Source organism: Enterococcus sp. DIV1316a (assembly GCF_050536915.1).
Lineage (GTDB): Bacteria > Bacillota > Bacilli > Lactobacillales > Enterococcaceae > Enterococcus > Enterococcus faecalis.
On the sequence record NZ_CP172913.1, the window covers coordinates 2,429,060 to 2,451,369 of the forward strand.

The 22,310-nt window shown below is 37.9% G+C and carries 26 protein-coding genes; 6 read left to right on the forward strand and 20 right to left on the reverse strand.

The window, feature by feature from the left end:
* The first annotated feature begins 105 nt into the window (after positions 1-105).
* The gene (locus IGL56_RS11565; RefSeq protein ID WP_002368406.1) at positions 106-1,404 is read left to right on the forward strand and encodes a S1C family serine protease; all 1,299 of its coding nucleotides are present in this window, start codon (positions 106-108) and stop codon (positions 1,402-1,404) included.
* 46 nt (positions 1,405-1,450) lie between these two features.
* Here IGL56_RS11565 and ytpR read toward each other — a convergent pair whose 3' ends face one another.
* From ytpR to pepA, 4 genes are all read right to left on the reverse strand, one after another.
* Positions 1,451-2,071, reverse strand: coding sequence for a YtpR family tRNA-binding protein (ytpR, locus tag IGL56_RS11570; protein ID WP_002355018.1), 621 nt, complete (start codon positions 2,069-2,071; stop codon positions 1,451-1,453).
* A 210-nt stretch (positions 2,072-2,281) separates the two neighbouring features.
* Entirely contained in the window at positions 2,282-2,737 is a 456-nt protein-coding gene (locus IGL56_RS11575) for a universal stress protein (RefSeq protein WP_002385249.1), read from the reverse strand.
* A 147-nt stretch (positions 2,738-2,884) separates the two neighbouring features.
* On the reverse strand, positions 2,885-3,199 hold the full coding sequence (locus tag IGL56_RS11580) for a thioredoxin family protein (protein WP_002355015.1): 315 nt from the start codon (positions 3,197-3,199) through the stop codon (positions 2,885-2,887).
* An 11-nt stretch (positions 3,200-3,210) separates the two neighbouring features.
* The gene (pepA, locus tag IGL56_RS11585) at positions 3,211-4,287 is read right to left on the reverse strand and encodes a glutamyl aminopeptidase (RefSeq protein WP_002355013.1); all 1,077 of its coding nucleotides are present in this window, start codon (positions 4,285-4,287) and stop codon (positions 3,211-3,213) included.
* A gap of 306 nt (positions 4,288-4,593) precedes the next feature.
* Between pepA and IGL56_RS11590 the strand changes: the two genes are divergently transcribed.
* Positions 4,594-4,935, forward strand: coding sequence for a PepSY domain-containing protein (locus IGL56_RS11590; protein WP_002355012.1), 342 nt, complete (start codon positions 4,594-4,596; stop codon positions 4,933-4,935).
* A gap of 318 nt (positions 4,936-5,253) precedes the next feature.
* Positions 5,254-6,909 carry a peptide ABC transporter substrate-binding protein gene (locus IGL56_RS11595; RefSeq protein WP_002355011.1) on the forward strand — a complete coding sequence of 552 codons (1,656 nt, stop codon included), beginning with the start codon at positions 5,254-5,256 and terminating at the stop codon, positions 6,907-6,909.
* A gap of 66 nt (positions 6,910-6,975) precedes the next feature.
* Here IGL56_RS11595 and IGL56_RS11600 read toward each other — a convergent pair whose 3' ends face one another.
* The 7 genes from IGL56_RS11600 to IGL56_RS11630 form a co-directional block, all read right to left on the reverse strand.
* Positions 6,976-7,812: a PTS system mannose/fructose/sorbose family transporter subunit IID gene (locus IGL56_RS11600; protein WP_002396861.1), complete on the reverse strand. Its 837-nt coding sequence runs from the start codon at positions 7,810-7,812 to the stop codon at positions 6,976-6,978.
* Entirely contained in the window at positions 7,784-8,557 is a 774-nt protein-coding gene (gene agaW, locus IGL56_RS11605) for a PTS N-acetylgalactosamine transporter subunit IIC (RefSeq protein WP_002355009.1), read from the reverse strand. Before agaW ends, IGL56_RS11600 begins: the two co-directional genes overlap by 29 nt.
* Positions 8,558-8,581: 24 nt before the next feature.
* Entirely contained in the window at positions 8,582-9,733 is a 1,152-nt protein-coding gene (gene nagA / locus IGL56_RS11610; protein ID WP_002403320.1) for an N-acetylglucosamine-6-phosphate deacetylase, read from the reverse strand.
* 45 nt (positions 9,734-9,778) lie between these two features.
* Positions 9,779-10,255, reverse strand: coding sequence for a PTS N-acetylgalactosamine transporter subunit IIB (agaV, locus tag IGL56_RS11615; RefSeq protein ID WP_002355007.1), 477 nt, complete (start codon positions 10,253-10,255; stop codon positions 9,779-9,781).
* 26 nt (positions 10,256-10,281) lie between these two features.
* Positions 10,282-10,719 carry a PTS sugar transporter subunit IIA gene (locus tag IGL56_RS11620; protein WP_002355006.1) on the reverse strand — a complete coding sequence of 146 codons (438 nt, stop codon included), beginning with the start codon at positions 10,717-10,719 and terminating at the stop codon, positions 10,282-10,284.
* A 146-nt stretch (positions 10,720-10,865) separates the two neighbouring features.
* The gene (locus IGL56_RS11625; RefSeq protein ID WP_002392675.1) at positions 10,866-11,960 is read right to left on the reverse strand and encodes an acyltransferase family protein; all 1,095 of its coding nucleotides are present in this window, start codon (positions 11,958-11,960) and stop codon (positions 10,866-10,868) included.
* An 86-nt stretch (positions 11,961-12,046) separates the two neighbouring features.
* Positions 12,047-12,862 carry a carbohydrate deacetylase gene (locus tag IGL56_RS11630; protein ID WP_002385244.1) on the reverse strand — a complete coding sequence of 272 codons (816 nt, stop codon included), beginning with the start codon at positions 12,860-12,862 and terminating at the stop codon, positions 12,047-12,049.
* A gap of 144 nt (positions 12,863-13,006) precedes the next feature.
* Here IGL56_RS11630 and IGL56_RS11635 point away from each other — a divergent pair, with 144 nt between their 5' ends.
* On the forward strand, positions 13,007-13,759 hold the full coding sequence (locus IGL56_RS11635; protein WP_002365331.1) for a MurR/RpiR family transcriptional regulator: 753 nt from the start codon (positions 13,007-13,009) through the stop codon (positions 13,757-13,759).
* Between the two features lie 68 nt (positions 13,760-13,827).
* On the opposite strand, the gene IGL56_RS11640 is transcribed toward IGL56_RS11635, so the two are convergent.
* Positions 13,828-14,379, reverse strand: coding sequence for a DNA-3-methyladenine glycosylase I (locus tag IGL56_RS11640; RefSeq protein WP_002370077.1), 552 nt, complete (start codon positions 14,377-14,379; stop codon positions 13,828-13,830).
* A gap of 76 nt (positions 14,380-14,455) precedes the next feature.
* Positions 14,456-15,232 carry a peptidase C39 family protein gene (locus tag IGL56_RS11645; protein WP_002355000.1) on the reverse strand — a complete coding sequence of 259 codons (777 nt, stop codon included), beginning with the start codon at positions 15,230-15,232 and terminating at the stop codon, positions 14,456-14,458.
* A 216-nt stretch (positions 15,233-15,448) separates the two neighbouring features.
* On the opposite strand from IGL56_RS11645, the gene IGL56_RS11650 reads away from it, so the two are divergent.
* A complete protein-coding gene (locus IGL56_RS11650; protein ID WP_002354999.1) occupies positions 15,449-15,811 on the forward strand; it encodes a hypothetical protein in 363 nt (120 codons plus the stop codon).
* Between the two features lie 119 nt (positions 15,812-15,930).
* Here the strand turns inward: IGL56_RS11650 and thiT are convergent, their stop codons facing one another.
* From thiT to IGL56_RS11665, 3 genes are all read right to left on the reverse strand, one after another.
* Positions 15,931-16,506, reverse strand: coding sequence for an energy-coupled thiamine transporter ThiT (gene thiT / locus IGL56_RS11655; RefSeq protein ID WP_002354998.1), 576 nt, complete (start codon positions 16,504-16,506; stop codon positions 15,931-15,933).
* Positions 16,507-16,668: 162 nt separating this feature from the next.
* Complete coding sequence (locus tag IGL56_RS11660) at positions 16,669-17,322, reverse strand: PepSY domain-containing protein (protein ID WP_002392676.1); 654 nt, start codon at positions 17,320-17,322, stop codon at positions 16,669-16,671.
* A gap of 77 nt (positions 17,323-17,399) precedes the next feature.
* Positions 17,400-18,185 carry a hypothetical protein gene (locus IGL56_RS11665; RefSeq protein WP_002354996.1) on the reverse strand — a complete coding sequence of 262 codons (786 nt, stop codon included), beginning with the start codon at positions 18,183-18,185 and terminating at the stop codon, positions 17,400-17,402.
* Positions 18,186-18,418: 233 nt separating this feature from the next.
* Between IGL56_RS11665 and IGL56_RS11670 the strand changes: the two genes are divergently transcribed.
* On the forward strand, positions 18,419-19,153 hold the full coding sequence (locus tag IGL56_RS11670) for a class A sortase (RefSeq protein ID WP_002354994.1): 735 nt from the start codon (positions 18,419-18,421) through the stop codon (positions 19,151-19,153).
* 47 nt (positions 19,154-19,200) lie between these two features.
* Here the strand turns inward: IGL56_RS11670 and IGL56_RS11675 are convergent, their stop codons facing one another.
* The 4 genes from IGL56_RS11675 to IGL56_RS11690 all read right to left on the reverse strand — a co-directional run bounded on the left by IGL56_RS11675 (position 19,201) and on the right by IGL56_RS11690 (position 22,196).
* Positions 19,201-19,431, reverse strand: a complete 231-nt coding sequence (locus IGL56_RS11675; RefSeq protein ID WP_002383277.1) for a hypothetical protein — start codon at positions 19,429-19,431, stop codon at positions 19,201-19,203.
* An 88-nt stretch (positions 19,432-19,519) separates the two neighbouring features.
* Positions 19,520-19,990: a low molecular weight protein-tyrosine-phosphatase gene (locus tag IGL56_RS11680; protein ID WP_002378799.1), complete on the reverse strand. Its 471-nt coding sequence runs from the start codon at positions 19,988-19,990 to the stop codon at positions 19,520-19,522.
* A gap of 40 nt (positions 19,991-20,030) precedes the next feature.
* Positions 20,031-20,600 carry a TetR/AcrR family transcriptional regulator gene (locus IGL56_RS11685; protein ID WP_002354991.1) on the reverse strand — a complete coding sequence of 190 codons (570 nt, stop codon included), beginning with the start codon at positions 20,598-20,600 and terminating at the stop codon, positions 20,031-20,033.
* Positions 20,601-20,777: 177 nt separating this feature from the next.
* Positions 20,778-22,196 (reverse strand): CHAP domain-containing protein, encoded by a 1,419-nt coding sequence (locus IGL56_RS11690; RefSeq protein WP_002386276.1) that lies wholly within the window; start codon positions 22,194-22,196, stop codon positions 20,778-20,780.
* Positions 22,197-22,310: the final 114 nt, after the last annotated feature.

The following is a 22,310-nucleotide window of genomic DNA, read 5'->3' on the forward strand; positions in this document are numbered from 1 at the left end:
CTAAGTTGTTCATAAAAAATTCAAAGCTATTCGATAGACTAAAGGAGTAGGAAACAGATATACTTAATATAGAAAATTCAGATGCACTTATTGGGAGGTTATTTTATGCAACGAAAAGATGTTACACCTAATTCAGATAAAAAAAGTTTATTGCAAAAATTTGGGATTGGTTTAGCTGGCGGCTTACTTGGTGGCGCCCTTATTCTAGGAGGCGCTTATTCTGGGATTATTCCCACACCCAACGGCGGAAATAATGCGGCGACGACGACGTCCACTAATCACGGCGACACAAAAGTCAGCAATGTGAGTTACAATGTGTCTAGCGATGTCACAAAAGCCGTGAAAAAAGTTCAAAATTCTGTGGTTTCTGTCATTAATATGCAAAGTGCTAGCAACAATTCTTCGGCAGATGATCCTTTTGGGGGATTGTTCGGTGGGAATGAAGGTACTCAAGACTCTTCCGGCAACAATGGTAACGATTTAGAAGCAGCCAGTGAAGGTAGTGGGGTTATTTATAAGAAAGATGGTAAAACGGCTTATGTCGTGACAAATAACCACGTCGTAGATAAAGCGCAAGGATTGGAAGTTGTTTTATCTGATGGTACCAAAGTGAAAGGCGAATTAGTCGGAACCGATGCTTACACGGATTTAGCCGTGATTAAAATTTCTTCCGACAAAGTTGATCAAGTCGCTGAGTTTGGGAATTCTAGTAAAATCACAGTCGGTGAGCCTGCTATTGCGATTGGTTCCCCTCTAGGTTCTGATTATGCTAACTCTGTCACACAAGGAATCATCTCTTCTGTGAATAGAAATATTACCAATAAAAACGAGTCTGGTGAAACCATCAATATTAATGCCATTCAAACCGATGCTGCCATCAATCCAGGAAACTCCGGTGGTCCACTAATCAATATTGAAGGACAAGTCATTGGAATTAACTCAGTAAAAATTGTGCAATCAACTAGTCAAGTGAGCGTTGAAGGGATGGGCTTTGCCATTCCAAGTAATGACGTAGTCAACATTATCAACCAATTAGAAAAAGATGGTAAAGTGACGCGGCCAGCTCTCGGGATTACGATGTCTGATTTAACAGGTATCTCTTCACAACAACAAGAACAAATTTTAAAAATTCCAGCTTCTGTAAAAACTGGCGTAGTGGTTCGTGGCGTTGAAGCAGCGACCCCTGCTGAAAAGGCTGGATTGGAAAAATACGATGTTATCACGAAAGTTGACGGCCAAGACGTAAGCTCTACTACAGATTTACAAAGCGCGCTTTACAAGAAAAAAGTTGGCGACAAAATGGAAGTGACTTATTATCGTGGTTCTAAAGAAATGAAAGCAACCATCGATTTAACCATTGATAAATCAGCTTTAACACAACAAAATAATCGCAGCAATCAATAAAAGAAAGAAACGACCTGTTGTTCAAACAACAGGTCGTTTCTTTCTTTTATTCTCCTACCGCAAATGCAGAACCAACTTCTGCATCAAAAGGCAATTCTAAGATTCCTTTTTTAGCAGGTGCATTTGGTAAACGTAATTCTTTTGCTGAACAAATCATTCCAAAACTTTCTTCCCCACGTAAAACCCCTGGCCAAATCATTAAACCATCAGGCATCATTGCGCCTGGTTTGGCCACAACTACTTTTTGTCCTGCTTTGATGTTCGGTGCGCCACAAACAATTTGTAAGATTTCGCCGTTGTCTACTTCTGTTTGTGTGATAGATAAATGATCTGAATCTGGGTGTTTTTTACATGATTTGACAAAGCCAACCACAATTTTAGGGGTGTCGTCTTTTTCAAGGATTTCTGAAAATCCCGCATCTTTAATCGCTGTATTGACTTTTTCGATTTGTTCGTCTGTTAAAGTCACTTGGCCGGTGCCATTAATGTCACCTAGAAGCGCTGAAGCATTGAAAATATTCCAAGCTACCACTGTTTCTGGCGCCTCAACTAAACTTACACGTGCCACATCGCCGACACGTTTTACTTGGTTTTCCGCACCTTGATCGTCCGCAACGATGACAAGTAAGACATCGCCAACGTGTTCTTTGTTATATGCAAAAATCATTTCTGTTCCTCCTCTGTCGTTTTCCTGTCTTATCTTATCAAAAATTGACCCCTTGTGCATACTTTTTTGTCGAAAAACTAAAAGACTTGGAAAATATGTCGCTACGACTTATTCTCCAAGTCCTCAATTTTGAGTGACAAGCCGCTGATCCTTTGAAAAAACAAAAGAAACGTAGGGTCAACTCTCTATTCAATCAATAACTTTTTTTGCTTATTTTTCTTCAGAGTGAACAATTAAGACATCGCAAGGGGCTTGACGAATAATGTAGCTACTGACGCTTCCCATGACCACACGTTCGACTGCGTTTAATCCTGATTGTCCCACCATAATTAAATCAACATTGTATTTTTCAGGTAATTCATGACTCATGACTTCTTTGGGTGAACCAAACATGGTAACTGTTTCAACATTATGAAAATCAACGCTTTCAGCATACTTTTTACAATCGGCCATTAATTCTTCCGCAGCGGCTGTTTCTTGATCAATTAATTGATCATTTAACGTCGAATACCCCATCATTGTATACACTTGATTTTCTAAAATATTTGCAACAATGACTCGGCTTCCGTTTCGACGAGCAACCTCAATTGCACGTTCATAAGCTAAATTGGCTTGATCACTACCGTCTACGCCGACAAGAATATTTTTATACATTTGTTCTTCCATTTTCGTCACCTTCCCGATGGAGGCTGATCTAAAAGGCTTCTTTGACTAAGAATCTAGAGTCAAAAATGAATTTAGGACCCTTGCGCAGAACGCCCTTTTGTCCAGCTGATTCTCTCTTAATTTAATGGTTCCTCTGGTTCATGAAAATTAGCCTAAGCTAGTTAAAAATGCACTGATTTCTTCTTTTGTTTTTCGGTCTTTGTTTACTAAGCGTCCTAACTCTTGACCGTTTTCAATTACGACAAAACTCGGAATACCAAAAATATTCCACTCGGCAGCCACGTCAATAAACTGATCACGGTCGACTTCGATAAATTGAAACGCTGGAAATGCTTCTTCAATTTCAGGCATGACTGGTTTAATGAAACGACAGTCTCCGCACCAATCAGCCGTAAAGAAGAAAACATTTTTACCTTTTTCAACATAAGTTGCTAGTTCTTCTAATGAATTGGGATAAATCATTTAAACATCCTCTACTTTCCGTAAACAATTGTATTAACTGTTGATTTATCCAAGCCACGTAATGCTTGTAACAACATTTCCCGCGCTGCTTCATAATCCGCAATACTAAACATTGTTTGATGCGTATGGATGTAACGACCACAAACGCCGATGACTGTACTTGGTACACCATTATTAGTTGTGTGCGCTGCCCCAGCATCCGTTCCGCCTTTAGAAACAAAATATTGATACGGAATATTGTGTGTCGCTGCTGTATCCAATAAATATTCACGTAAGCGAGGCAATGTGATCAAACCTGGGTCGAAAATCCGTAATAACGTTCCTTCACCTAAATGACCATATGTCCCTTTTTTCGTGTGAATATCATCTGCCGCTGAACAATCCACCGCAAAGAAGATATCTGGATTAAATTTATGAACAGATGGTTTAGAACCACGTAAACCAACTTCTTCTTGTACGTTTGCTCCAGCAATTAATGTGTGGCCTAATTCTTCATTTTGTAACGTTTCCAATGCATCTAATACCAACGTACAACCATAGCGGTTATCCCATGATTTACTGATAATATTTTTGCCATTAGCTGTTTTAATCGTTTCTGTTTGTGGAACAATGGAATCCCCTGGACGAACGCCAAAGCTTTCAGCTTCTTCTTTTGAAGAGAATCCTGCATCAAATAACACATCAGAGACTTCTAATTGTTTTTGACCACTCGTACCACGCAACAAGTGTGGCGGAATAGATGAAGAAATACATGGATAGTTCCCTTTACTTGTTTTTAACGTAAAACGTTGTGCTGAAACAACATAGGGATTCCAGCCACCTAAAGGAACCACTTGGAATAAACCATTATCGTTAATTTGAGTTAACATGAAGCCAACTTCGTCCATGTGAGCTGCTACCATTACGCGTGGCGCTGCTTCCACTTTTGAACGTTTAATCCCAAAAATACCACCTAAACCATCATATTGGACATCGTCCACTAATGGGGTGATATGTTCTTTCATGTACGCGCGAATGTCGTCTTCAAATCCGCTGGTTCCTTGTAATTCAGTTAATTCCTTGATTCGTTGAAATGTTTTTTCTTCCATAGATGTATGTCCTATTGCTTTTGATTTGTTGGAAATTACGCCAACCAAGCGTCACTTTTTCTCTAAAAAGTCACTTTATCCTGTCGATAAAAATAGGTACTCCTTTCATATGATTTCACTCTTATTATAACGCAAATACTAGAAAATGCACATCGCTTTCTCTTTTTAAACGTGACAATGAGAATGCCCTAAAAGAATGATTGAAAAACTTTTTTTATTTCTCAGCGGCCCCTTCTCTATGGTAAAATAAGAGTGATACTGACAAAAGTAATAGTAAGCAGAAACCGACCAAGGGAGGTCATACAAATGAACGAAGAAAATGAGTTGACATACTTTAAAGGCGGCTTAGCGCTAGGCGTTGGTCTTGGTTTAGTAGGCGGCATTGCCTCAACCTTGTTCTACCATAAGAAAAAAACAATCTCCGCTGATCTCGTCTTAGAAAATGTAAAAGCTGCTTTTTTAAAAGAAGGACCGATTGAAGGTTCGTGGATTGAGTTTGAGAAAAAGCCCTTGCGGAAATTCGCCATCCACTCCAAAACGTATACTGGAGGAATTTGCCGCATTGAAGACGACGGCATTGTTCAATACGAATTCACTGCAGATGCCTACACAGGAACTGTCATTGACATCCAACGATTAAAAGATTAAAAAGATTGTTACAAAAGCACTTATTTGCTTTTGTAACAATCTTTTTTTCTTCTCATTTGTTTTTTGTAAAAGGGATGTTTATTTTATGTCAAAAAAATCAAATCAATGATGAATAAATACTCAAAAATCGAATGTTTTCTGCATGGAAATCACCTCAAATCTTTACTTATCAACGTTTGTCCACTTTTTTCATAAAAAAGATTAGACATTTTTTAAAAATTGATAAAAGAATAATCATTTCTAACGATTTTTTAATTTCTCCTTTTCATTTTTACATTATACTGAGAGTATTGCTAAAAATGAAAAGGAGCGTGTCAAATGAAGAAATCTGTTTTATTTACTTCATTACTTGTATTATCAAGCTTAGCTTTAGCGGCCTGCGGCGGTGGCAGTGACGATAAAGGAGCTAGCAACGGCGGCAGCGACAACCAAGTATACACAATGGTTGAATCCCAAGAAATGCCTAGTGCCGATCCGTCCCTTGCGACAGATGAAGTGAGTTTTACCACTTTAAATAATGTCTACGAAGGAATCTATCGTTTAGATAAAGACAACAAACCCGCGCCTGCTGGTGCAGCCGAAAAAGCGACTGTTTCAGAAGACGGTTTAGTTTACAAAGTTAAATTACGTGAAGAATCAAAATGGTCTGATGGCAAACCAGTTACTGCTGCAGATTACGTTTATGGTTGGCAACGAACAGTGGATCCTGCCACTGCTTCAGAATATGCCTACATGTTTGAACCAGTAAAAAATGCTGAAAAAATTTCTAAAGGGGAACTACCTAAAGAAGAATTGGGCATTAAAGCAATCAATGATCATGAATTAGAAATCACCTTAGAAACAGCAACACCATATTTTGACGATTTATTGGCTTTCCCTTCTTTCTTGCCGCAACGTCAAGATATCGTTGAACGTTTTGGTAAAGATTATACAAAGAGTAGCGATAAAGCAGTCTACAATGGTCCGTTTACGCTAACTGAGTTTGATGGTCCCGGAACAGATACTAAATGGTCTCTAACTAAAAATGAAGAATATTGGGACAAAGAGACTGTCAAGTTAGATAAAGTCGCTATCAACGTGGTGAAAGAAGCCCCAACTGCCTTAAATCTTTATGAAACTGGCGAAGTGGATGATACGTATTTATCTGGCGAACTGGCCCAACAAATGCAAAACTCGCCTGACTTGGTCCAATTAAAAGCCGCTTCTTCTTTCTATTTAGAAATGAATCAAGCAGATGAAAAATCACCATTGACCAACGCAAACTTACGTCGTGCTATGTCTTATGCCATCGATCGCGATTCATTAGCTAAAAACATTTTAGCCAATGGCTCTCTTCCTTCACAAGGCTTCGTCCCTGTGGATGTCGCGAAATCACCAAAAACGGGTGAAGACTTTGTTAAAGAAGCTGGTAGCGACAAATTAGTCAAATACGACAAGAAAAAAGCTGTGGAATACTGGAACAAAGCGAAACAAGAACTTGGTGTTTCCAACTTAACGGTTGATTTAATGGTAGACGACTCTGAAGGCGCTAAAAAAATGGGCGAATATCTTCAAGGATCACTATCTGATACTTTGGAAGGCTTAAAAGTAACTGTGACACCTGTCCCTATGGCTGTTCGCTTAGATCGTACCTTAAAAGGGGATTTCCAAATCGCTGTTCGTGGTTGGAGTGCCGACTATTCAGACCCAATTAACTTCTTAGATTTATTAGAAAGCTCAACTTCTAATAACCGTGGACGTTACAGCAATCCTGAATACGATAAATTCATTGCTGCGTCCAAAACCACAGATGTTAACGATCCTGAAAAACGCTGGGAAGATCTAATCAACGCTGAAAAAACAGTAATTGCTGATATGGGTGTTGTGCCAATTTACCAAAAAGCAGAATCACACTTACGTGCACCAAACGTGAAAGAAATTATTTATCATCCAACAGGTGCTAAATACGACTTCAAGTGGGCGTATAAAGAATAATCACTCGATTAAATTTAGAAAAAGATTTGGAACAATAGCGATTTTGGCTATTGTTCCAAATCTTTTTTATATAATCCCGATTAAAGAACCTAACAACCCAAAAATCACAGTAAAAATAATTAAAGCAATCGGCGTGCGTCCTTTTTTCAACATAATAAAACAAAACAGCGTAAACACTAACGGTAATAAATTGGGCATGATTGTATCAAACAATTGTGTTTGAAGGTCTAACTTAGTATCTTTCAAGCGAAAAACAAAAGTTGTCGTTAATTGTACACTCTTCGGAATCAACGCGCCCACCACGGAAATTCCTACAATTGTTGCTGAACGAGATAATTTTTTAGTACTTTCGCTTAAAACTGAAATTGCTTTGACGCCCATTTTATAACCTAGATTAATTAACCCAATTTTGGCAGCCATATACGGAATATTAAATAACAACAAGAAAACAATTGGTCCTAAGATATTGCCTTCTAATGATAATTGTGAACCAATCGCTGCTGCAATCGGTAAAACGGTTAAATAAAATAGCGCATCCCCAATTCCGCCTAACGGGCCCATCAACGCTGTTTTAATCGCTTGAATGGATTTTGGTGATTCTTTTGACTCTTCCATTGCAATAATCACACCATGCATGAACGTCACTAATTGTGGATTCGTGTTCATAAATTGTAAATGATTTTCCAAAGAAAGAGCTAAGTCTTCTTTATCACGATGAATCTTTTTCAATCCTGGAATTAATGAGTAGGTCCAGCCGCCTGCTTGCATTCTTTCATAATTAAATGAAGATTGTAGCAGATACGAACGGAACATTATTTTTTTTAACTCTTTTTTTGTTATTACTTTTTCGGATATCGTATCATTATATGTTTCTTCAGATGCCATCTTCTTCAAACCCTCCATTATTATTTGATGCAGTGACTGTATTATTTCTTTGTGCGTAAAATTCATATAAAGCAATTGCGACAGCTAAACCTGCAACCGCTAATGTATCTAACCCTAAATAGGCAGCCATAACAAACCCAAAAATAAAGAACGGTACGTAGGATGTTTCCCACATCGTTTTTAATAACATGGCAAAACCTACTGCTGGCATCATCCCACCTGCAACGCTCAAGCCATGAATACTCCATTCGGGTAGAATAGAAATGAAACTAGATGCTTTATCAGCACCAAAGAAAATACATAAAAACACTACAAAAAAATAACAAATGAATAAAACGATTGGGACAAAACTAGACAATCTTTCGATGCCTCTTGTATCTGCTTTTTTTGCATAAGCATCAAATTTATGCATAATTGGTGACATCGCTGTATATAACAAGGTAATTAACGCTTGCGCTGCAACTGCGAAAGGAACAGCCAACCCTACGGTCACTTGTGGATCAGATTTTGTGATAATTGCTAACGCTGTTCCAATAACTCCCCCAATTACTACGTTGGGTGGTTGCGCACCGCCGATTGCTACTGCACCAATCCAAACTAACTCTAGCGTTGCTCCAGTGATTAACCCTGTGTTGACATCTCCCAATATTAAACCAACAATCAGCCCTGTAACAATCGGACGATGAATATGTGTCTGTAAGACAAGCTTATCAACCCCTGCTATCCCAGCCCAAATTCCTACCAAAATTGCCTGTACTAACATTTTTTTCCTCCTATTAGACTTCGTCTACTTTTTATAAACTGTTTCACCATTTACTAAGGTTTCTAGTACTTCGTATTTCTCATCAATAATTGTAAAATTACCTAAAAGCCCTAGTTTGATTTCTCCCATAGATTCGTTCACATTCAACAAACGAGCTGGATTTTTCGTGACTGAATTAATAGCAATCACTTCTGGAAGTAATGCTTTTTCAACAAGGTTGCGAACCATATTATTTAAATGGTTCGTACTTCCAGCTAACTTGCCATTCGCTAAACGGACCACATTTTGTTCATCAATAACCATTTCAATCCCTTTTTCTGGTTTTGGATAAACGCCTGGTTGACACCCTTTGGCCCAGATAGAATCTGTCACAGCAATTAAATAGTCCTTGCCTTTTAGTTTGGCTAACACACGTACTAATGAATAATCAACATGTACCCCATCAGCAATAATTTCAGCAAACGTTTCCTCACTATCCAAAGCAGCAACTACTGCGGTTGGTTTCCGGTGACTGATATCTTCCATTCCATTAAACGTATGGGTAAAACTTTTTGCACCTGCTTCGACAGCTGCCATTGCTTGTTCATAGGTTGCAGCCGTATGGCCAATTGAAATGACTACATCATGTTCATGACAATATGTAGTCAAGTCATTCTCTACATCATTTTCTGGTGCCAACGTCATTAATTTTATGTGCCCTTTTGCTAACTCTTGCCATTTTTTAAATGTCTCAACGGATGGTTTTACTAATAACTCTGGATTATGAGAGCCACGAAATTCTTCAGAAATCATTGGTCCTTCCGCATGAATCCCTAAGATTTGTGCTCCGTTGGTTCCTTGGTCTTCCTCAATAAATGAACCAATCACTTCAAATGAATGTTCCAAGTCTTTTGGAAATGTTGTTGACGTTGTTGGTAAAAAAGCTGTAATCCCTTCTTCTGGAAGGTAAGCTTGCCACTCTTTGATAAATTCATGATTGGCATGATTGGCATCCCCACCATGCCAACCATGATCATGAATATCAATAAATCCTGGAAGAATGCGCTTTGCTCCGTATTCTTTGTCGACAGCTTTTTCATTGTACGGTAGAATTGCAACAATTCGTTGTTCTGACACTTCAACTTGAGCTGGTTGAAATTGTTCGTTAATCCATACGTTTTTACTTTGAATAATCATTCTTCCCACTTCTTCTCTTCAAAATTATTGTCCAACATTACTTTTTTATGAAAATAATGCATCTAAACTTTCTTCTGGCGTTGACGGTACACGTTGAATCGAAAGTTTAACACCTAATTCTTGTAGCTTTTTAAAGGCGTCTACATCTGTTTTATTAACGGCAACAGCGGTAGCTACTTGTTTTTTGCCTTCTTCCATATGCATATTACCAATGTTTAATTTTTCAATTGGCACACCACCTTCTACCAAGCGCAATGCATCAACAGGATTATCAACTAACAGAAAAATCTTTTGTCTTTCTGAGGCTTTATGAATGACCTCAATCGTTTTCTTAATGGAAAAAAAACGGGTTTGTACTTCTGCAGGGGCCGCCATGTTTAACAATTGTTGGCGCATTGTATCCTCAGAAATTGCATCATTTGCGACTAAAATTAAGTTGGCGCCTAAAGAACCGTTCCATTGTGTTGCGACTTGACCATGAATCAAGCGATTATCAATTCTTGTTAATAAAATATTCGGCATAGTGCTTCCTCCTCTTTTCTAATTGGTTAGATTCCGTCTGCTTCTTCTTGAGTATTTGCTTGTGGTTGTTCTAGTTTTTTATGAACAATCCCATCTCTGGCTGAATCTGTGACCATTGAAACAAAATCTTCTACGTTCGTGCTGATTGTGCGTAAGGCAAGCCCTTCAAGAACCATCGGTAAATTTGTTCCTGCTAACACTTCGACATTTGGATAATTACTTGCGACAGTCATTGAAATTCTAAATGGTGTGCCACCTAAAAGGTCAGTTAAAATGACCACTGCTGGACACGTCTCCAGCATAGAGTCAACGGCTTTACGGATGTTTGACTCTAATACATCAAGCCCTGTATCATTGAAAAAAGGGACCGCCTGAATATTTGGTTGTTCTCCTGCAATCATACTAACTGATTGATGCATTCCAGTTGAAAATACCCCATGTCCCGTTAAAATAAGACCTATCATTTATTCTTTCTCCCCTAACTATTTACTGAGCTTACTATTTAATTGGATAAGCAGAACTTATTCCTCAAAGAGTGTAACAATTCTTGTAACAATTGAGTATGCTTTCCCATGATTTTGGACGATGATTTCTATTTAAGAACATGTCCCTATACAGATACAAGGCGTCCCAACTTAAATATGCTTTTGAAAAAATGCTCGATTACAACCGTTAACCCAAACGAGCCAACAAATGTACCCATATACAACACAAGAATAACCAAGCTGACTGGTTGATTGGTTAAAAACGGATGGACCAGTTTCAAGACCAATTGAAAAACAAAAACATTCGCTAAATAACTACGATACGCATAAGTGGCTATCCATTTAACCATTGGTAAAAGACGAATCTTTTTGGCTATTCCTTGTGTTCCCAAATAAAAAACCAACCCGATAATCAGTAAACTATAGGCACTTTGAAGAGGATCCAAATAAGGTAGATCGTTCGGTGTCATCTGTGTTCCATCAAATAAATTCCCTTGGACTGCCTGCCAAAAAATAAAAAGAAACAACAGAAATAGCACCACTCTCGTCTTTTTCAAGAAAGTAAAAATTCCCCCCTGATACTTCGCTGCGATGACCCCGAAAATACCATAAATGAGATAACTAAGCCCTGAACGATCTATTAAGTACCAAAGAGAAGTTTCTGCATATGGAAAAATCATTTTCTGGTACCAGAAGCACCAAAGGATATGCGCACCGATTGTAAAAAAGACAATTGGTAAAATCACTTTTTTGTTTTTTGTAATTCTGGTTGCCAACCAAATAAAATACGGCATAAATAATTGGAATTGCAACATCATTACGGCATACCATAGATGTGCCGCGCCATCACCACTGAGAACTTTTCCTAGAAATCCTAGGGGCGTTTCATAGGGCATTCGTTGTTGTAAACTAGGAAAAGCGTATAGATAGAGACTGGACCAGACCACATAAGGAAGCACCAATTCATAAAATTTTTCCTTTAAAAATTCAAGATACGATTCAGCTTGACTCTTTAACACCATGTTGTAAATAATTGCAAAAATAAACATGGGTGCCGAATATTTAGACATTCGGTAAAAACTACCGATTGAATTCATTGCTTCCGTTTGCGGAGAATGTGTCAACACATATGATAAAACCGTTTGTAAAATAACTGATGCTACAGCGAAAACTTTTAAAAAATCGCTGATATTCAGATTTATTGGTTGTTCTTTACTCATGTACGTCCTCTTTCTTTCAATAATTTAGCGTGTAAGTAAGCGCTCGGATTAAGAACTTACTCACACGCTATTCACGCTTCTTTGATTTACATTGCTAGCGATTCATAATTGGCTAACAAGATGCCGCGTTCTTCAATCGCTTCTTTGACTTCTTGGGACGTTAATATTTCCACTTCACGAATGCGAGGCATACAATACCCTGATTGATTTTGTAAAATAGTATCGATAAACGCAGGATGACAATTGATTTCAAAGACCTCTCCTTCACTACAAACAACCATATCAAGCAATTGCAAGATGGTTTCAGTTGAAATCGCCTTGTCATAAAATTGGTACAACATTTCATCTGGCGTGCGAACATCCTGATATAACTCTAAATAGTCTTTTGTTTCAATACTTCTTGAAGCGTTACGTAAAGGTAATTGATATTTGCGAGCAAGTGCCAAAGCCACACCTAATAACTTTTCATTTTTTCCATGAACGTTATGATGAGAATCAATATGATCAGGGCGTCTACCACTTTTCATAAATGAAATAATTTGAGCATCCCATTCGTTATAAACCTCTTCTAAATTGACTTTTTCTTCAAAAATCGATTGATGCCAAAAATAACCAGCTTCATCTACTAAGGAAGGAACCATTTCTCGAGGTAAAATAGGTTTTGCTTGGTTCAATGTCAATGTTAAATGGACACCGATAGCTAAAGTCGGTGCACTGATTCGAGCACTCTCCATGGCCTCTAAAAAATAAGGAGAAGTTGGTAATGCGGTTGTTGAAGTAACCACGCCACGTTTGTGTGCTTCAATGATTCCTTGCGTTACCGCTGGCGTGTAACCAAAATCATCAGCGTTGATAATTAATTTTTTATTGCTCATTTTTCCCCACTCTCTCTTCTGTTTCATGAATTTTTAGTTGTTTCTCTAATTGATTGTAGCTAAGTAGCGCCTTTTTTTATAGCTAGTTTTCTGATTGAGTGCTATAATCTACAAATAAGACCATGTCCCTAAAAAAGGACATTACGTTCACAAATGACAGGAGGGATCAGCATGCTGTTTTTAACCTATGATCCACAATTAAATCCAACAGAATTAGAGATTTACAAGTATATTAGCCACAATATTGAAAAAGTTCCTTATATGACAATTCGAGAATTAGCAGATGAAATTCATTTCAGTAAAACGGCAATCTGGCGTTTTTGTCAAAAATTCGAGTGTGAAGGCTATACAGATTTTAAATTTAAATTGAAGAATTATCTAAGCGAACGAAAAAAAACAGCCCAACCAAAATCTTTAGATGAAACAATGCTGATTCATTTTTTACAACGCTCATCAGAAGAATTATTAGAAGGACGGATTGTTCAAGCTGCGGAATTGCTGGCAAAAAAAGAATTTGTTCTTTTTATTGGCGAAGGAACGTCCAAAGTCCTAGCTGAATTTGGTGAAATTTATTTTTCCAGTATCTATAATTTATCTGCTTCTGTATCCCACCTTTTTTCCCATCCCGTTAGCAAATTATCCGAAGAAACGGCTAAAAAAGTGGGCGTTATCGCCTTATCAGTTTCGGGTGAAACACAAAAAGTTCGGCAAAATATTGATTATTTTATCGAAATGGGGATTGATGTAATTGCCATTACAAATAGTGAAAAAAGCACGATTGCTCAACTTTCAACAGTCACAATCCCCTACTATATAACAACCGAGAAAAGTTCCATTGCAGACGTGACGTCCCAACTACCTGCACTATTCTTAATAGAAAAGTTGGCGAAAACTGTTTCAACGATGTTAAATGAGTGTCCATAATCACTGCAAAAAAAGGAAGGAACTAGCCATTCGTTTTGCTAGTTCCTTCCTTTTTAATTCTTCTATACTTATTTATACTGACACGTTTCTAAATGATCATTCACCAATCCCGCCGCCTGTAAAAAGGAATAGACTGTCGTGGCACCTAAAAATTTAAATCCTCGTTTTTTTAACGCTCGACTAATCTGTTGCGATAATTCCGTGGAGGCTGGAACCTCTTCTGGGTGCTGCCAGTGATTAACGATTGGTTGCTGATCAACAAAGTTCCAGAGATAGCGATCAAAGGAGCCAAATTCTGCCTGAACTTCTTGAAAAACTTGCGCATTCGTAATGGTCGCTTGAATTTTTAAACGATGACGAATCACACCAGGATTTGCTAGTAAAGCTAAAATTTTTTTCTCATCATATTGCGCAATTTTCCGATAATCAAACGCATCATAAGCTGCTCTAAGCGTTTCTCGTTTATTCAAAATAATCGCCCAGCTTAAGCCTGCTTGCATACTTTCCAAGGTCAATAACTCAAATAACTGTTGCTCTTCATGAACTGGACGTCCCCATTCATCATCATGATAGGCTTGCATCTCTTCAGTTGTATTCGTTGCCCAAGTACATCGCTCCATTGTCCTGCCTCCTTTTATTTGCTAAAAAAGATGCGAACAAAGGGTACTGCCTGTTGTTCCACACCTTTTCTTATTCCTAATAAAATGCCCAGAAGTTTAACGCTTCATTCATCACTTCTTCGGCTGTAAATGTCCGTTTTGAATGGCCCTTTTCTTCTGAATCGTTTGGATCATTAATCCAGAAATCGCCTTTTTCATCCACACCACTCATCACCATAATGTGACCAGTTGTAGTGAAATAGCCCGGTTTTACAGAAATAATGACTGGATGACCCTCCTTCAAGAAAGCTGCCACTGTTTCAATATCCCCAATTTCTTGACAGTTATAGCCTTTCATTTCAGCATATGCACTAAAAATAGACCACGCCGTCCCTTGTCCTTCCATAAAGAAGTCATTTTTTGCCCAAGCTAATACATCTAGCGGGGTAACTTCTTGGTGATCCATGTATGAACCAACCATTGCAAGCGACACAATCGCACAGCCATTAATTTCGATTGTATTCGGCTTATCCACATTGCCAAATCCGTATGCGGTGTCTTTCCATTTAGCATCTGTCTGCAATTCTAACGGCAAATCCAGATGTCCATTATATTGCTTCTTTTCAATTTCTTGATTGACCTGTTGTCCATAGCTTAAAGGTTTGACTTTTTTCTCAATTTTAACTGGTGCTGGTTCTTTTGTTTTACTTGATTCAGCACTAGCTTTGACATATGAATCATCAAACCAACTTGAAAACCCACCTGATTTCATCGGCGAAAACTGCGCTAACAACCCGCCAAAGCCAAACGATACCAACAACACCGTGAGAACTTTTTTTTGGTAACCTGATGGTTTTTTTGACATACTATTCATCCTTTTCTATCTATTGACTACATCCGATAATCTTATGTATTTCTTATATGCTCACACATTATACTACTTTCTTTTTCGAAAAACAGAAACGTTGGTAAATTCTCATAATTATTGAAGGCGAACATATTTTCTTGAATTTTATCACAAAATTAGGTAAAATACAGGTAATTAGTCATTTGAGTTTTATTCTATTTTATTCGTAAAGGAGGCAGAAGAATGGATCAACATAAAGCTACCATCAAGAGCATTTCTAAACTGATTACGCTCTCTTCCCAACATTTCTTTTCGGCATTTTTAGAAGATTCTCAAGATCAAAAGAATAAAGAAAAGGAACGCAGTGCGCTTTTACAAGAGCTCCAAGTTGCTGCCGCCCAAAAATCCTTAGTGGTCTTACAATTGAAAGAAGTCCCTACAGCGCATAAATTCGAAACGGTGATCGGCTGGATTGTCTCAAAAAATATTTCGGACAATATCGTTGTTCGTTTACAAACGGATGAACAACAGTTGCGCATGATTCCTGTTGCTTCTGTCATGAAAGTCAGCACGTTAGCCAATCGTCACCAACGTCAAATTCACTAGAATATTGAAGTCTTTATAAAATAAATGGAAACCACCAACCCTGGCGATTGCAGGTTGGTGGTTTCTTTTATTTATGACTTTAGTCAAAATCCCATGAAACTTCTGACTTAGGACTCAACTTATTTCTTAGGAACAAATAATTGCGGTGCTACTTTTGCCAATAAGCCTAGAACTAGACTTACATATAAACAATTGACGACGGTACTTGTACCGTTTAGAACAAAGGAATAGAGATATGGGCTCATTCCTTCTGGTGCATACATGCCCCAAACCAATACACCCGCCCAAAAATGCCAAAACCAGCGGGCGAAGACTGCGACAACACTTCCTAAAATAATCGTACGAATGGCTGATTTTAAACGATTCGCTTGAAAATACAGTTGAATTTTTCTAGCGAATACGCCACCCATTCCTCCAAACGCAAAAGCAAAGGGATATTCAAAAATAATCTGCGGAACGGACAAGAAATTTTTCATGGCTGTACCGAGAATAATATTTAACATGCCCCAAACAAAGCCTGCTGCAACTCCAGGAAGCAACCCACGACGAAACGAATAAAGAACTAATGGGACCATTCCCAACGATAGGTCCAAGCCACTATTGGCAAATTCAATCGGTAAAAAAGAGAGGGCCATTGCCATTGCTGCGACGACTGTTCCTTCTACCCAAATACGTAAATCCATTTTTCTAGCCAAACAAATTTCCTCCTATGTTCTGACGCTCTCAACCACTAATACATCGTTATTTTACCATAGGGACTTTAGAAAAACACGTTTGTCGAACAAGCAAAAAAATAGCTGATCAGCATTTAAGGGAATCAACTCCTACTCAAACGCATGCCAGCTACTTTTTATCCATTAATCGTCCCGCTCAGTTGTCAAAATTTTACCAGAATGAGCATCGATTTTTACCTCTATTTTTTGTTGGCCCTCTTTCACTTTCACTTCCCAATAGGTGATTCCTAATTCTTTCTCTAACTTCCAATCTGTTGCCTGGCCGACTTTCGCTTCTTTTTCAGCCAAGGTTGTGGCTTGTTCTCTGGAAATGATATTTGTTAAATCAAGTGCCTCTTCTTGCATTTTAACGCCATTTTGTTCATCGGCATCCAAGGTTTCGACTTTTTCTTTTGTGAATTCGCCTGTTTCTGCGTTCACTTCAACTTGATATTCTTTTTGCTGATCCACGCCTTCTATTTCATAAAAATAACGTCCAAAATCTGTATCTAACTGCAGACTTGTTATTTTAGCTTCTGGATATTTTTTCTCAAATGCTGTCGTTACTTTTTCTAAAGAGACAGCTACCGCACTTGTCTTCTCTGATGTCGTCGTTGCTTCTTGTTGTACGGATGAACTTGTTTCAATAGTTGATATTACTGTTTCTTTTTGTTCATTTGTTGATGAAACAGCTGTGGGTGTTTTGGATGTACAGCCAGCTACCAAAAAGAGTGCCAAGCCAGTCATAGAGCCATAGAGTATTTTTTTCATTAAACAACCTTCTTTCCTTTTTATCATTTTATTATACTTGATTTCTCATCCAAATCATAGCTACAAAAAAAAGCCCTACTTTAGTTGATAAAGTTAGAGCTCTCTCAGCCTTCATGGGCCAACATAAAAATTTCACCGAAATCATTCTCTTGTTCAATGTGCCAAATGCGTTTTTCACTATTATAGACAAGCGTTGCCAAAATTTCTTCTTTTTGGTAAGAGGTATTTTTCATCTTGCTAAGTGAATCTTCCACCAAGTAAATAGGAATCCGATATTCTTCTTTATCCACTTCCGTTTGTTGGAAGCAAAAAATAACACCTTCTTGCAAGATACCTTTCATATTTTTAAGTAATTCAGGACTTAATTTTTCGACAGGCGTATTTCGTTTAAAGAAGGCCTTTTTCTGGTTGACTTTCTCTAAAACAACACGTGTAATTTTATCAGCAAAGATTCGATAAAATTCATCAATATAACGATAATAGACACGCGTCATCTGATCTGCAAATTCAAAAAAGACAAAATCATTTTGTAGCTTATAAAAGAAAGGCGAATGCAAACTATTCTTCATGTGTCCAAAATAAAGAAGTTCCGAAATTTCTAATGGCGTTAGCTCTTTTAGCATCGTCACATCGGAAAAGTCAATCCATTTAATTTCTTCAGTCATCCAACGACGTTGTAGCGATTGAAAATAGCGATTGACGCTTTCTTCTCCGCGAATAATTTTCAAGCCTGAATGCATATCGTATTCGCCAGCTTCGGCAGAAGGATCTAATAATAGTAAGTTCTGTGGATGATGCACAATTGAACGAACAAAATCGGAATGGGTAATTCCTTTAGATAAAACCGCGTTGCTGGTTACATCTATATGTACATAAATTAAATCAAGCAAATTCCCATCTCCCCTCTACTAGCCTCCTTACCATTTTACAATATTTTCAAAAGAAAAGCTTGTTTCTTTTACTTTAAAATTCCATTACAAAATGAGGATTTTTTTGAAAAATCAATCGATTCAGTTGTTTTTTATTAAATCAAGGTCCGGCCAGCTTACCTATTCCCCAAAGAAAATAAATAGGTTTTTCAAATAAATTGTGGTAAACTTGATACATTAAAAGGAGGGAGAATATGCGCCCAAAAGAGAAAAAAAGAGGAAAAAATTGGTTAATCAACAGCTTATTAGTTTTACTATTTATCATTGGCTTGGCCTTAATTTTTAACAATCAGATACGCAGTTGGGTGGTTCAACAAAATAGCCGCTCGTACGCCGTTAGCAAGTTGAAACCAGCCGATGTGAAGAAAAATATGGCTCGTGAAACAACGTTTGACTTTGATTCAGTTGAGTCCTTGAGCACAGAAGCGGTGATGAAAGCCCAATTTGAAAACAAAAACTTACCTGTGATTGGTGCCATTGCGATACCAAGTGTCGAAATTAATTTGCCCATTTTTAAAGGATTGTCAAATGTCGCTTTATTAACTGGTGCCGGGACCATGAAAGAAGATCAAGTCATGGGGAAAAACAATTATGCCTTGGCTAGTCATCGAACGGAAGATGGCGTTTCCTTATTTTCACCTTTAGAAAGAACCAAAAAAGACGAACTCATTTATATCACTGATTTATCTACTGTTTATACATACAAAATAACTTCTGTAGAAAAAATCGAACCAACCCGTGTTGAGTTAATTGATGACGTTCCTGGTCAAAATATGATTACCTTAATTACCTGTGGCGATTTACAAGCAACGACGCGAATTGCTGTTCAAGGAACATTAGCAGCAACGACGCCTATTAAAGACGCCAACGACGATATGTTAAAGGCTTTCCAATTGGAGCAAAAAACCTTAGCCGATTGGGTGGCTTAATAAAAAAATCCTTGAAAAGTTTTGACACTTTTCAAGGATTTTTTGCTTTATTTCATCGCTTGACGTTCTTGCTGTTTCAAACGAGCAAAACCATAACGAATACCTGCAAATAATAAAACTAACGGAGATAAGAAAACAGAGATCATTAACCATTCACTTGTATACATACTACTAAAAGATAAATGATACGTGACAGCATACACTAGCGGCAGACTCATTATCAACAATAAATAATACAAACTCAATTCAAAAACATAGGATAAATAACTACTGTTCATCTTACTTCCCTCCTGTCTCTTTTTCCCTGAACAATTTGTTAACACTATTGTACCAAGGGGAAACAGAAAGTACTATCGGACTATAGTCCTAATCTTTCAGCTGTGCTTTTATTTTTTTCAACCATTCTGAGGTACCTGCTTCCACTAAGCGGTAAGTTTCCTCAAAATCACCAGTATAATAAGGATCAGGTACGTCCATGGTTTCTTTACCAGCCACAACTTCCATAAATAAATGAATCCTCCGTTGCTCTTCTTGAGGAGCTAATGCTTTTAAATCTGCCACATTATTCGCATCCATCCCAATGATATAATCATATTTTTTAAAATCACTTGGCTGGATTTGTGTTGCCCGCATTCCTTGATAGGAAATTCCTTGTTGCTCCAAAATTTTTCTGGTTCCCTTATGTGGCTGGCTGCCAACTTCCCAGTGACTAGTAGCTGCTGAAAATACTTGAATAGTCGATTCTAAACCGGCTTGTTGGACTTTCTGACGAAAAATCGCTTCTGCCATTGGCGAGCGACAAATATTGCCTAAACAAACAAATAACACAGTTACCACAACGTTTCACTCCTTCATAAAACTTTTTATCCTTCACACATTACTCATTGGCTTCTTGTTCATACAAATGATAAGCCATAAATTCTGTATCTTTCGCTAAACGGAATAATTGCGTCGCCATTTCCAAAGGAGTCTGAGGATATTCCTCAAGAATCCATTTCGTTAAGACGCCGCTACATCCATAGGAAAAGAAATTCGCATAAAATTGTTTGTCTTTATCTGTTAAATGGTTCTCAACATCGACTTGTTCAAATAATGAAATAAATAAGCGATTGGTCGAAGCGGAAAAAACATTAAGAAGAACTTCTGAATCTGAGGTCACCGTTGTATAGTAGAAATGGCTCTTCTCTTTAATCGCTTTTAATAACTTCAGGGCTTGTTCCTCCCAGTTTTCCAAACAAATATCTGTTTCTAAGTAAATCAATGCATCGTGACGATAAATCCAACGTAATAAATCATATTTATCTGTAAAGTGATAATAAAATGTTTGACGATTCAAGCCCACTTTTTTGGTAATATCTTGGACACTTATTTTACGAAAATCCTTTTGTTCACATAATTCTATTAAAGCTGAAGCGATTGCTTGTTTTGTATCGTGCGTTCCGCTCATGCTGATTCCTCCGCTCCTAATATGTATATACCTCTATAATTGCAAAAAAACGGCCAGATTACAATATTTTCAGATACATTTTATGCATATATTTAAAATTAAATGAATAAAAAAAGCGGCAACTAACGATTTTTGTTAGTTACCACTCCTTGTTATCAATTATTAATAGATGACTATTTAGCCTGGAAAACGCCATACAACAGCGCGGAATCCAGCTGGTGGTGCTGGTGACCAGTTAGAGTTAGAAGAAACATAACCAGATCCTCCTGGGTTGTTTGCTTCAACGATTTGGACACTTCCACCACTTACACCTGTAACTAAGACAGTATGCACGCCACCAATCCAGCTATCTGGACTATAGGCACTTTCATATTGAACAACATCGCCTGGTTGCACGTTACTCCAGCTAACTTGTGTTGCGCCAGAAGCAACATAGCCACTGTTTGGACCACCATAACCGAAGTTAATACCGCCTGCCGCTAACCAGCGACGAACAGATACTAAACATTCACCTGGTTGATTCCAACCTGTTGCATAAGAATTACCAACATCTGCTAAAGCTGCATTAATTGCGGCTTGTTTTCCTGAAGTCACGCCACCATTCCCTGGTTTTGCTTCATTACCTTTTTCAGGAGTCGTTGGGTTAGTTACAGGAACTTCTTTTTCTTTTTCAGGTGCTGCTGCAGGTGTTGTTACAACACTTTCTGTTTCAGTACTTGAAGTTGTTGTTTCTTGCGTTGTGGTACTTTCAGTAGTTGTTGATGATTCTACTACTGGTGTTGCGGCTTTTTCTTCAGCGGCTGATGCTGCTGCCTCATTGGCTGCTTTTGTTGCTTGCGCTTGCTCTGCTGCCGCTTTTTGTGCTGCGGCTTGTGCTTGCGCTGCCGCTTGTTCTTCTGCTTTTTTAGCAGCTGCACGTTGGCGTGCTTGTTCTTCTGCTAAACGTTTTTCCGCTTCTTTTTTCTGTTTAATGAAGCCGTCTTTTTTCCCTTGTTCTTCAGAACGTTGCGCTTCTAAATCATTTTTAGCCACTTCTTGTTGAATCTTCAATGTTTTTAATGATTCTGTTTTGTCATTTAATTCTTTTGTTGCTGCTTCTAATTCAGCAATTTGTTTTTCAACATTCTTTGTTTTCTTTTCAACAGTCGCTTTGTCTTCTTTTTGTTGTTCTAGTAATTCATTGTTGGCGCTCATCATTGTTGAGACCGCTTGAACGCGACCAATTGCATCTGCTACTGAATCTGCATCTAAGACAGCATCAATAATTGAATCACTTTGACCATTCACTTGGACATCGCGTGCTTGTTTTGTCATTTGTACTTCACGTTTTTGAATACGGACATTCAAATCAGAAATTTCACTATATAATTTAGATACTTCTGATGATAGCTTGTTCTTTTTAGCTGTTAATGTATCGATTTGTTTGGCCGTTTCAACCATATCATTTTCAATCGCGGCAACTTTTGCTTCTGCATCTGACATTTGGCTAGTTAACGCATTAATTTTTTGATCTTGTTGTTGAATCTTTGTATCGTATTCATCTGCAAATGCTGCGGATGGCAGCGCTACGCTTGTTAAGGTAATAGAACATACCATTAGAGCCGATAATACACTTTTCTTCAATCTGTTGTCCTCCGAAAATCCTTTTTTGTTAAGCTTTTTTATTATTTATTAAAATTTGAATAAATTTCTCTTTTTCAACGATAGAGC

Bases quoted from the DNA above. Each gene is read 5' to 3' on its own strand.
- IGL56_RS11565 (WP_002368406.1), top strand. From the start codon at position 106: ATGCAACGAAAAGATGTTACACCTAATTCAGATAAAAAAAGTTTATTG.
- ytpR (WP_002355018.1), bottom strand. From the start codon at position 2,071: ATGATTTTTGCATATAACAAAGAACACGTTGGCGATGTCTTACTTGTC.
- IGL56_RS11575 (WP_002385249.1), bottom strand. From the start codon at position 2,737: ATGGAAGAACAAATGTATAAAAATATTCTTGTCGGCGTAGACGGTAGT.
- IGL56_RS11580 (WP_002355015.1), bottom strand. From the start codon at position 3,199: ATGATTTATCCCAATTCATTAGAAGAACTAGCAACTTATGTTGAAAAA.
- pepA (WP_002355013.1), bottom strand. From the start codon at position 4,287: ATGGAAGAAAAAACATTTCAACGAATCAAGGAATTAACTGAATTACAA.
- IGL56_RS11590 (WP_002355012.1), top strand. From the start codon at position 4,594: ATGAACGAAGAAAATGAGTTGACATACTTTAAAGGCGGCTTAGCGCTA.
- IGL56_RS11595 (WP_002355011.1), top strand. From the start codon at position 5,254: ATGAAGAAATCTGTTTTATTTACTTCATTACTTGTATTATCAAGCTTA.
- IGL56_RS11600 (WP_002396861.1), bottom strand. From the start codon at position 7,812: ATGGAGGGTTTGAAGAAGATGGCATCTGAAGAAACATATAATGATACG.
- agaW (WP_002355009.1), bottom strand. From the start codon at position 8,557: ATGTTAGTACAGGCAATTTTGGTAGGAATTTGGGCTGGGATAGCAGGG.
- nagA (WP_002403320.1), bottom strand. From the start codon at position 9,733: ATGATTATTCAAAGTAAAAACGTATGGATTAACGAACAATTTCAACCA.
- agaV (WP_002355007.1), bottom strand. From the start codon at position 10,255: ATGCCGAATATTTTATTAACAAGAATTGATAATCGCTTGATTCATGGT.
- IGL56_RS11620 (WP_002355006.1), bottom strand. From the start codon at position 10,719: ATGATAGGTCTTATTTTAACGGGACATGGGGTATTTTCAACTGGAATG.
- IGL56_RS11625 (WP_002392675.1), bottom strand. From the start codon at position 11,960: ATGAGTAAAGAACAACCAATAAATCTGAATATCAGCGATTTTTTAAAA.
- IGL56_RS11630 (WP_002385244.1), bottom strand. From the start codon at position 12,862: ATGAAACAGAAGAGAGAGTGGGGAAAAATGAGCAATAAAAAATTAATT.
- IGL56_RS11635 (WP_002365331.1), top strand. From the start codon at position 13,007: ATGCTGTTTTTAACCTATGATCCACAATTAAATCCAACAGAATTAGAG.
- IGL56_RS11640 (WP_002370077.1), bottom strand. From the start codon at position 14,379: ATGGAGCGATGTACTTGGGCAACGAATACAACTGAAGAGATGCAAGCC.
- IGL56_RS11645 (WP_002355000.1), bottom strand. From the start codon at position 15,232: ATGAATAGTATGTCAAAAAAACCATCAGGTTACCAAAAAAAAGTTCTC.
- IGL56_RS11650 (WP_002354999.1), top strand. From the start codon at position 15,449: ATGGATCAACATAAAGCTACCATCAAGAGCATTTCTAAACTGATTACG.
- IGL56_RS11660 (WP_002392676.1), bottom strand. From the start codon at position 17,322: ATGATAAAAAGGAAAGAAGGTTGTTTAATGAAAAAAATACTCTATGGC.
- IGL56_RS11670 (WP_002354994.1), top strand. From the start codon at position 18,419: ATGCGCCCAAAAGAGAAAAAAAGAGGAAAAAATTGGTTAATCAACAGC.
- IGL56_RS11675 (WP_002383277.1), bottom strand. From the start codon at position 19,431: ATGAACAGTAGTTATTTATCCTATGTTTTTGAATTGAGTTTGTATTAT.
- IGL56_RS11685 (WP_002354991.1), bottom strand. From the start codon at position 20,600: ATGAGCGGAACGCACGATACAAAACAAGCAATCGCTTCAGCTTTAATA.
- IGL56_RS11690 (WP_002386276.1), bottom strand. From the start codon at position 22,196: ATGGTATGTTCTATTACCTTAACAAGCGTAGCGCTGCCATCCGCAGCA.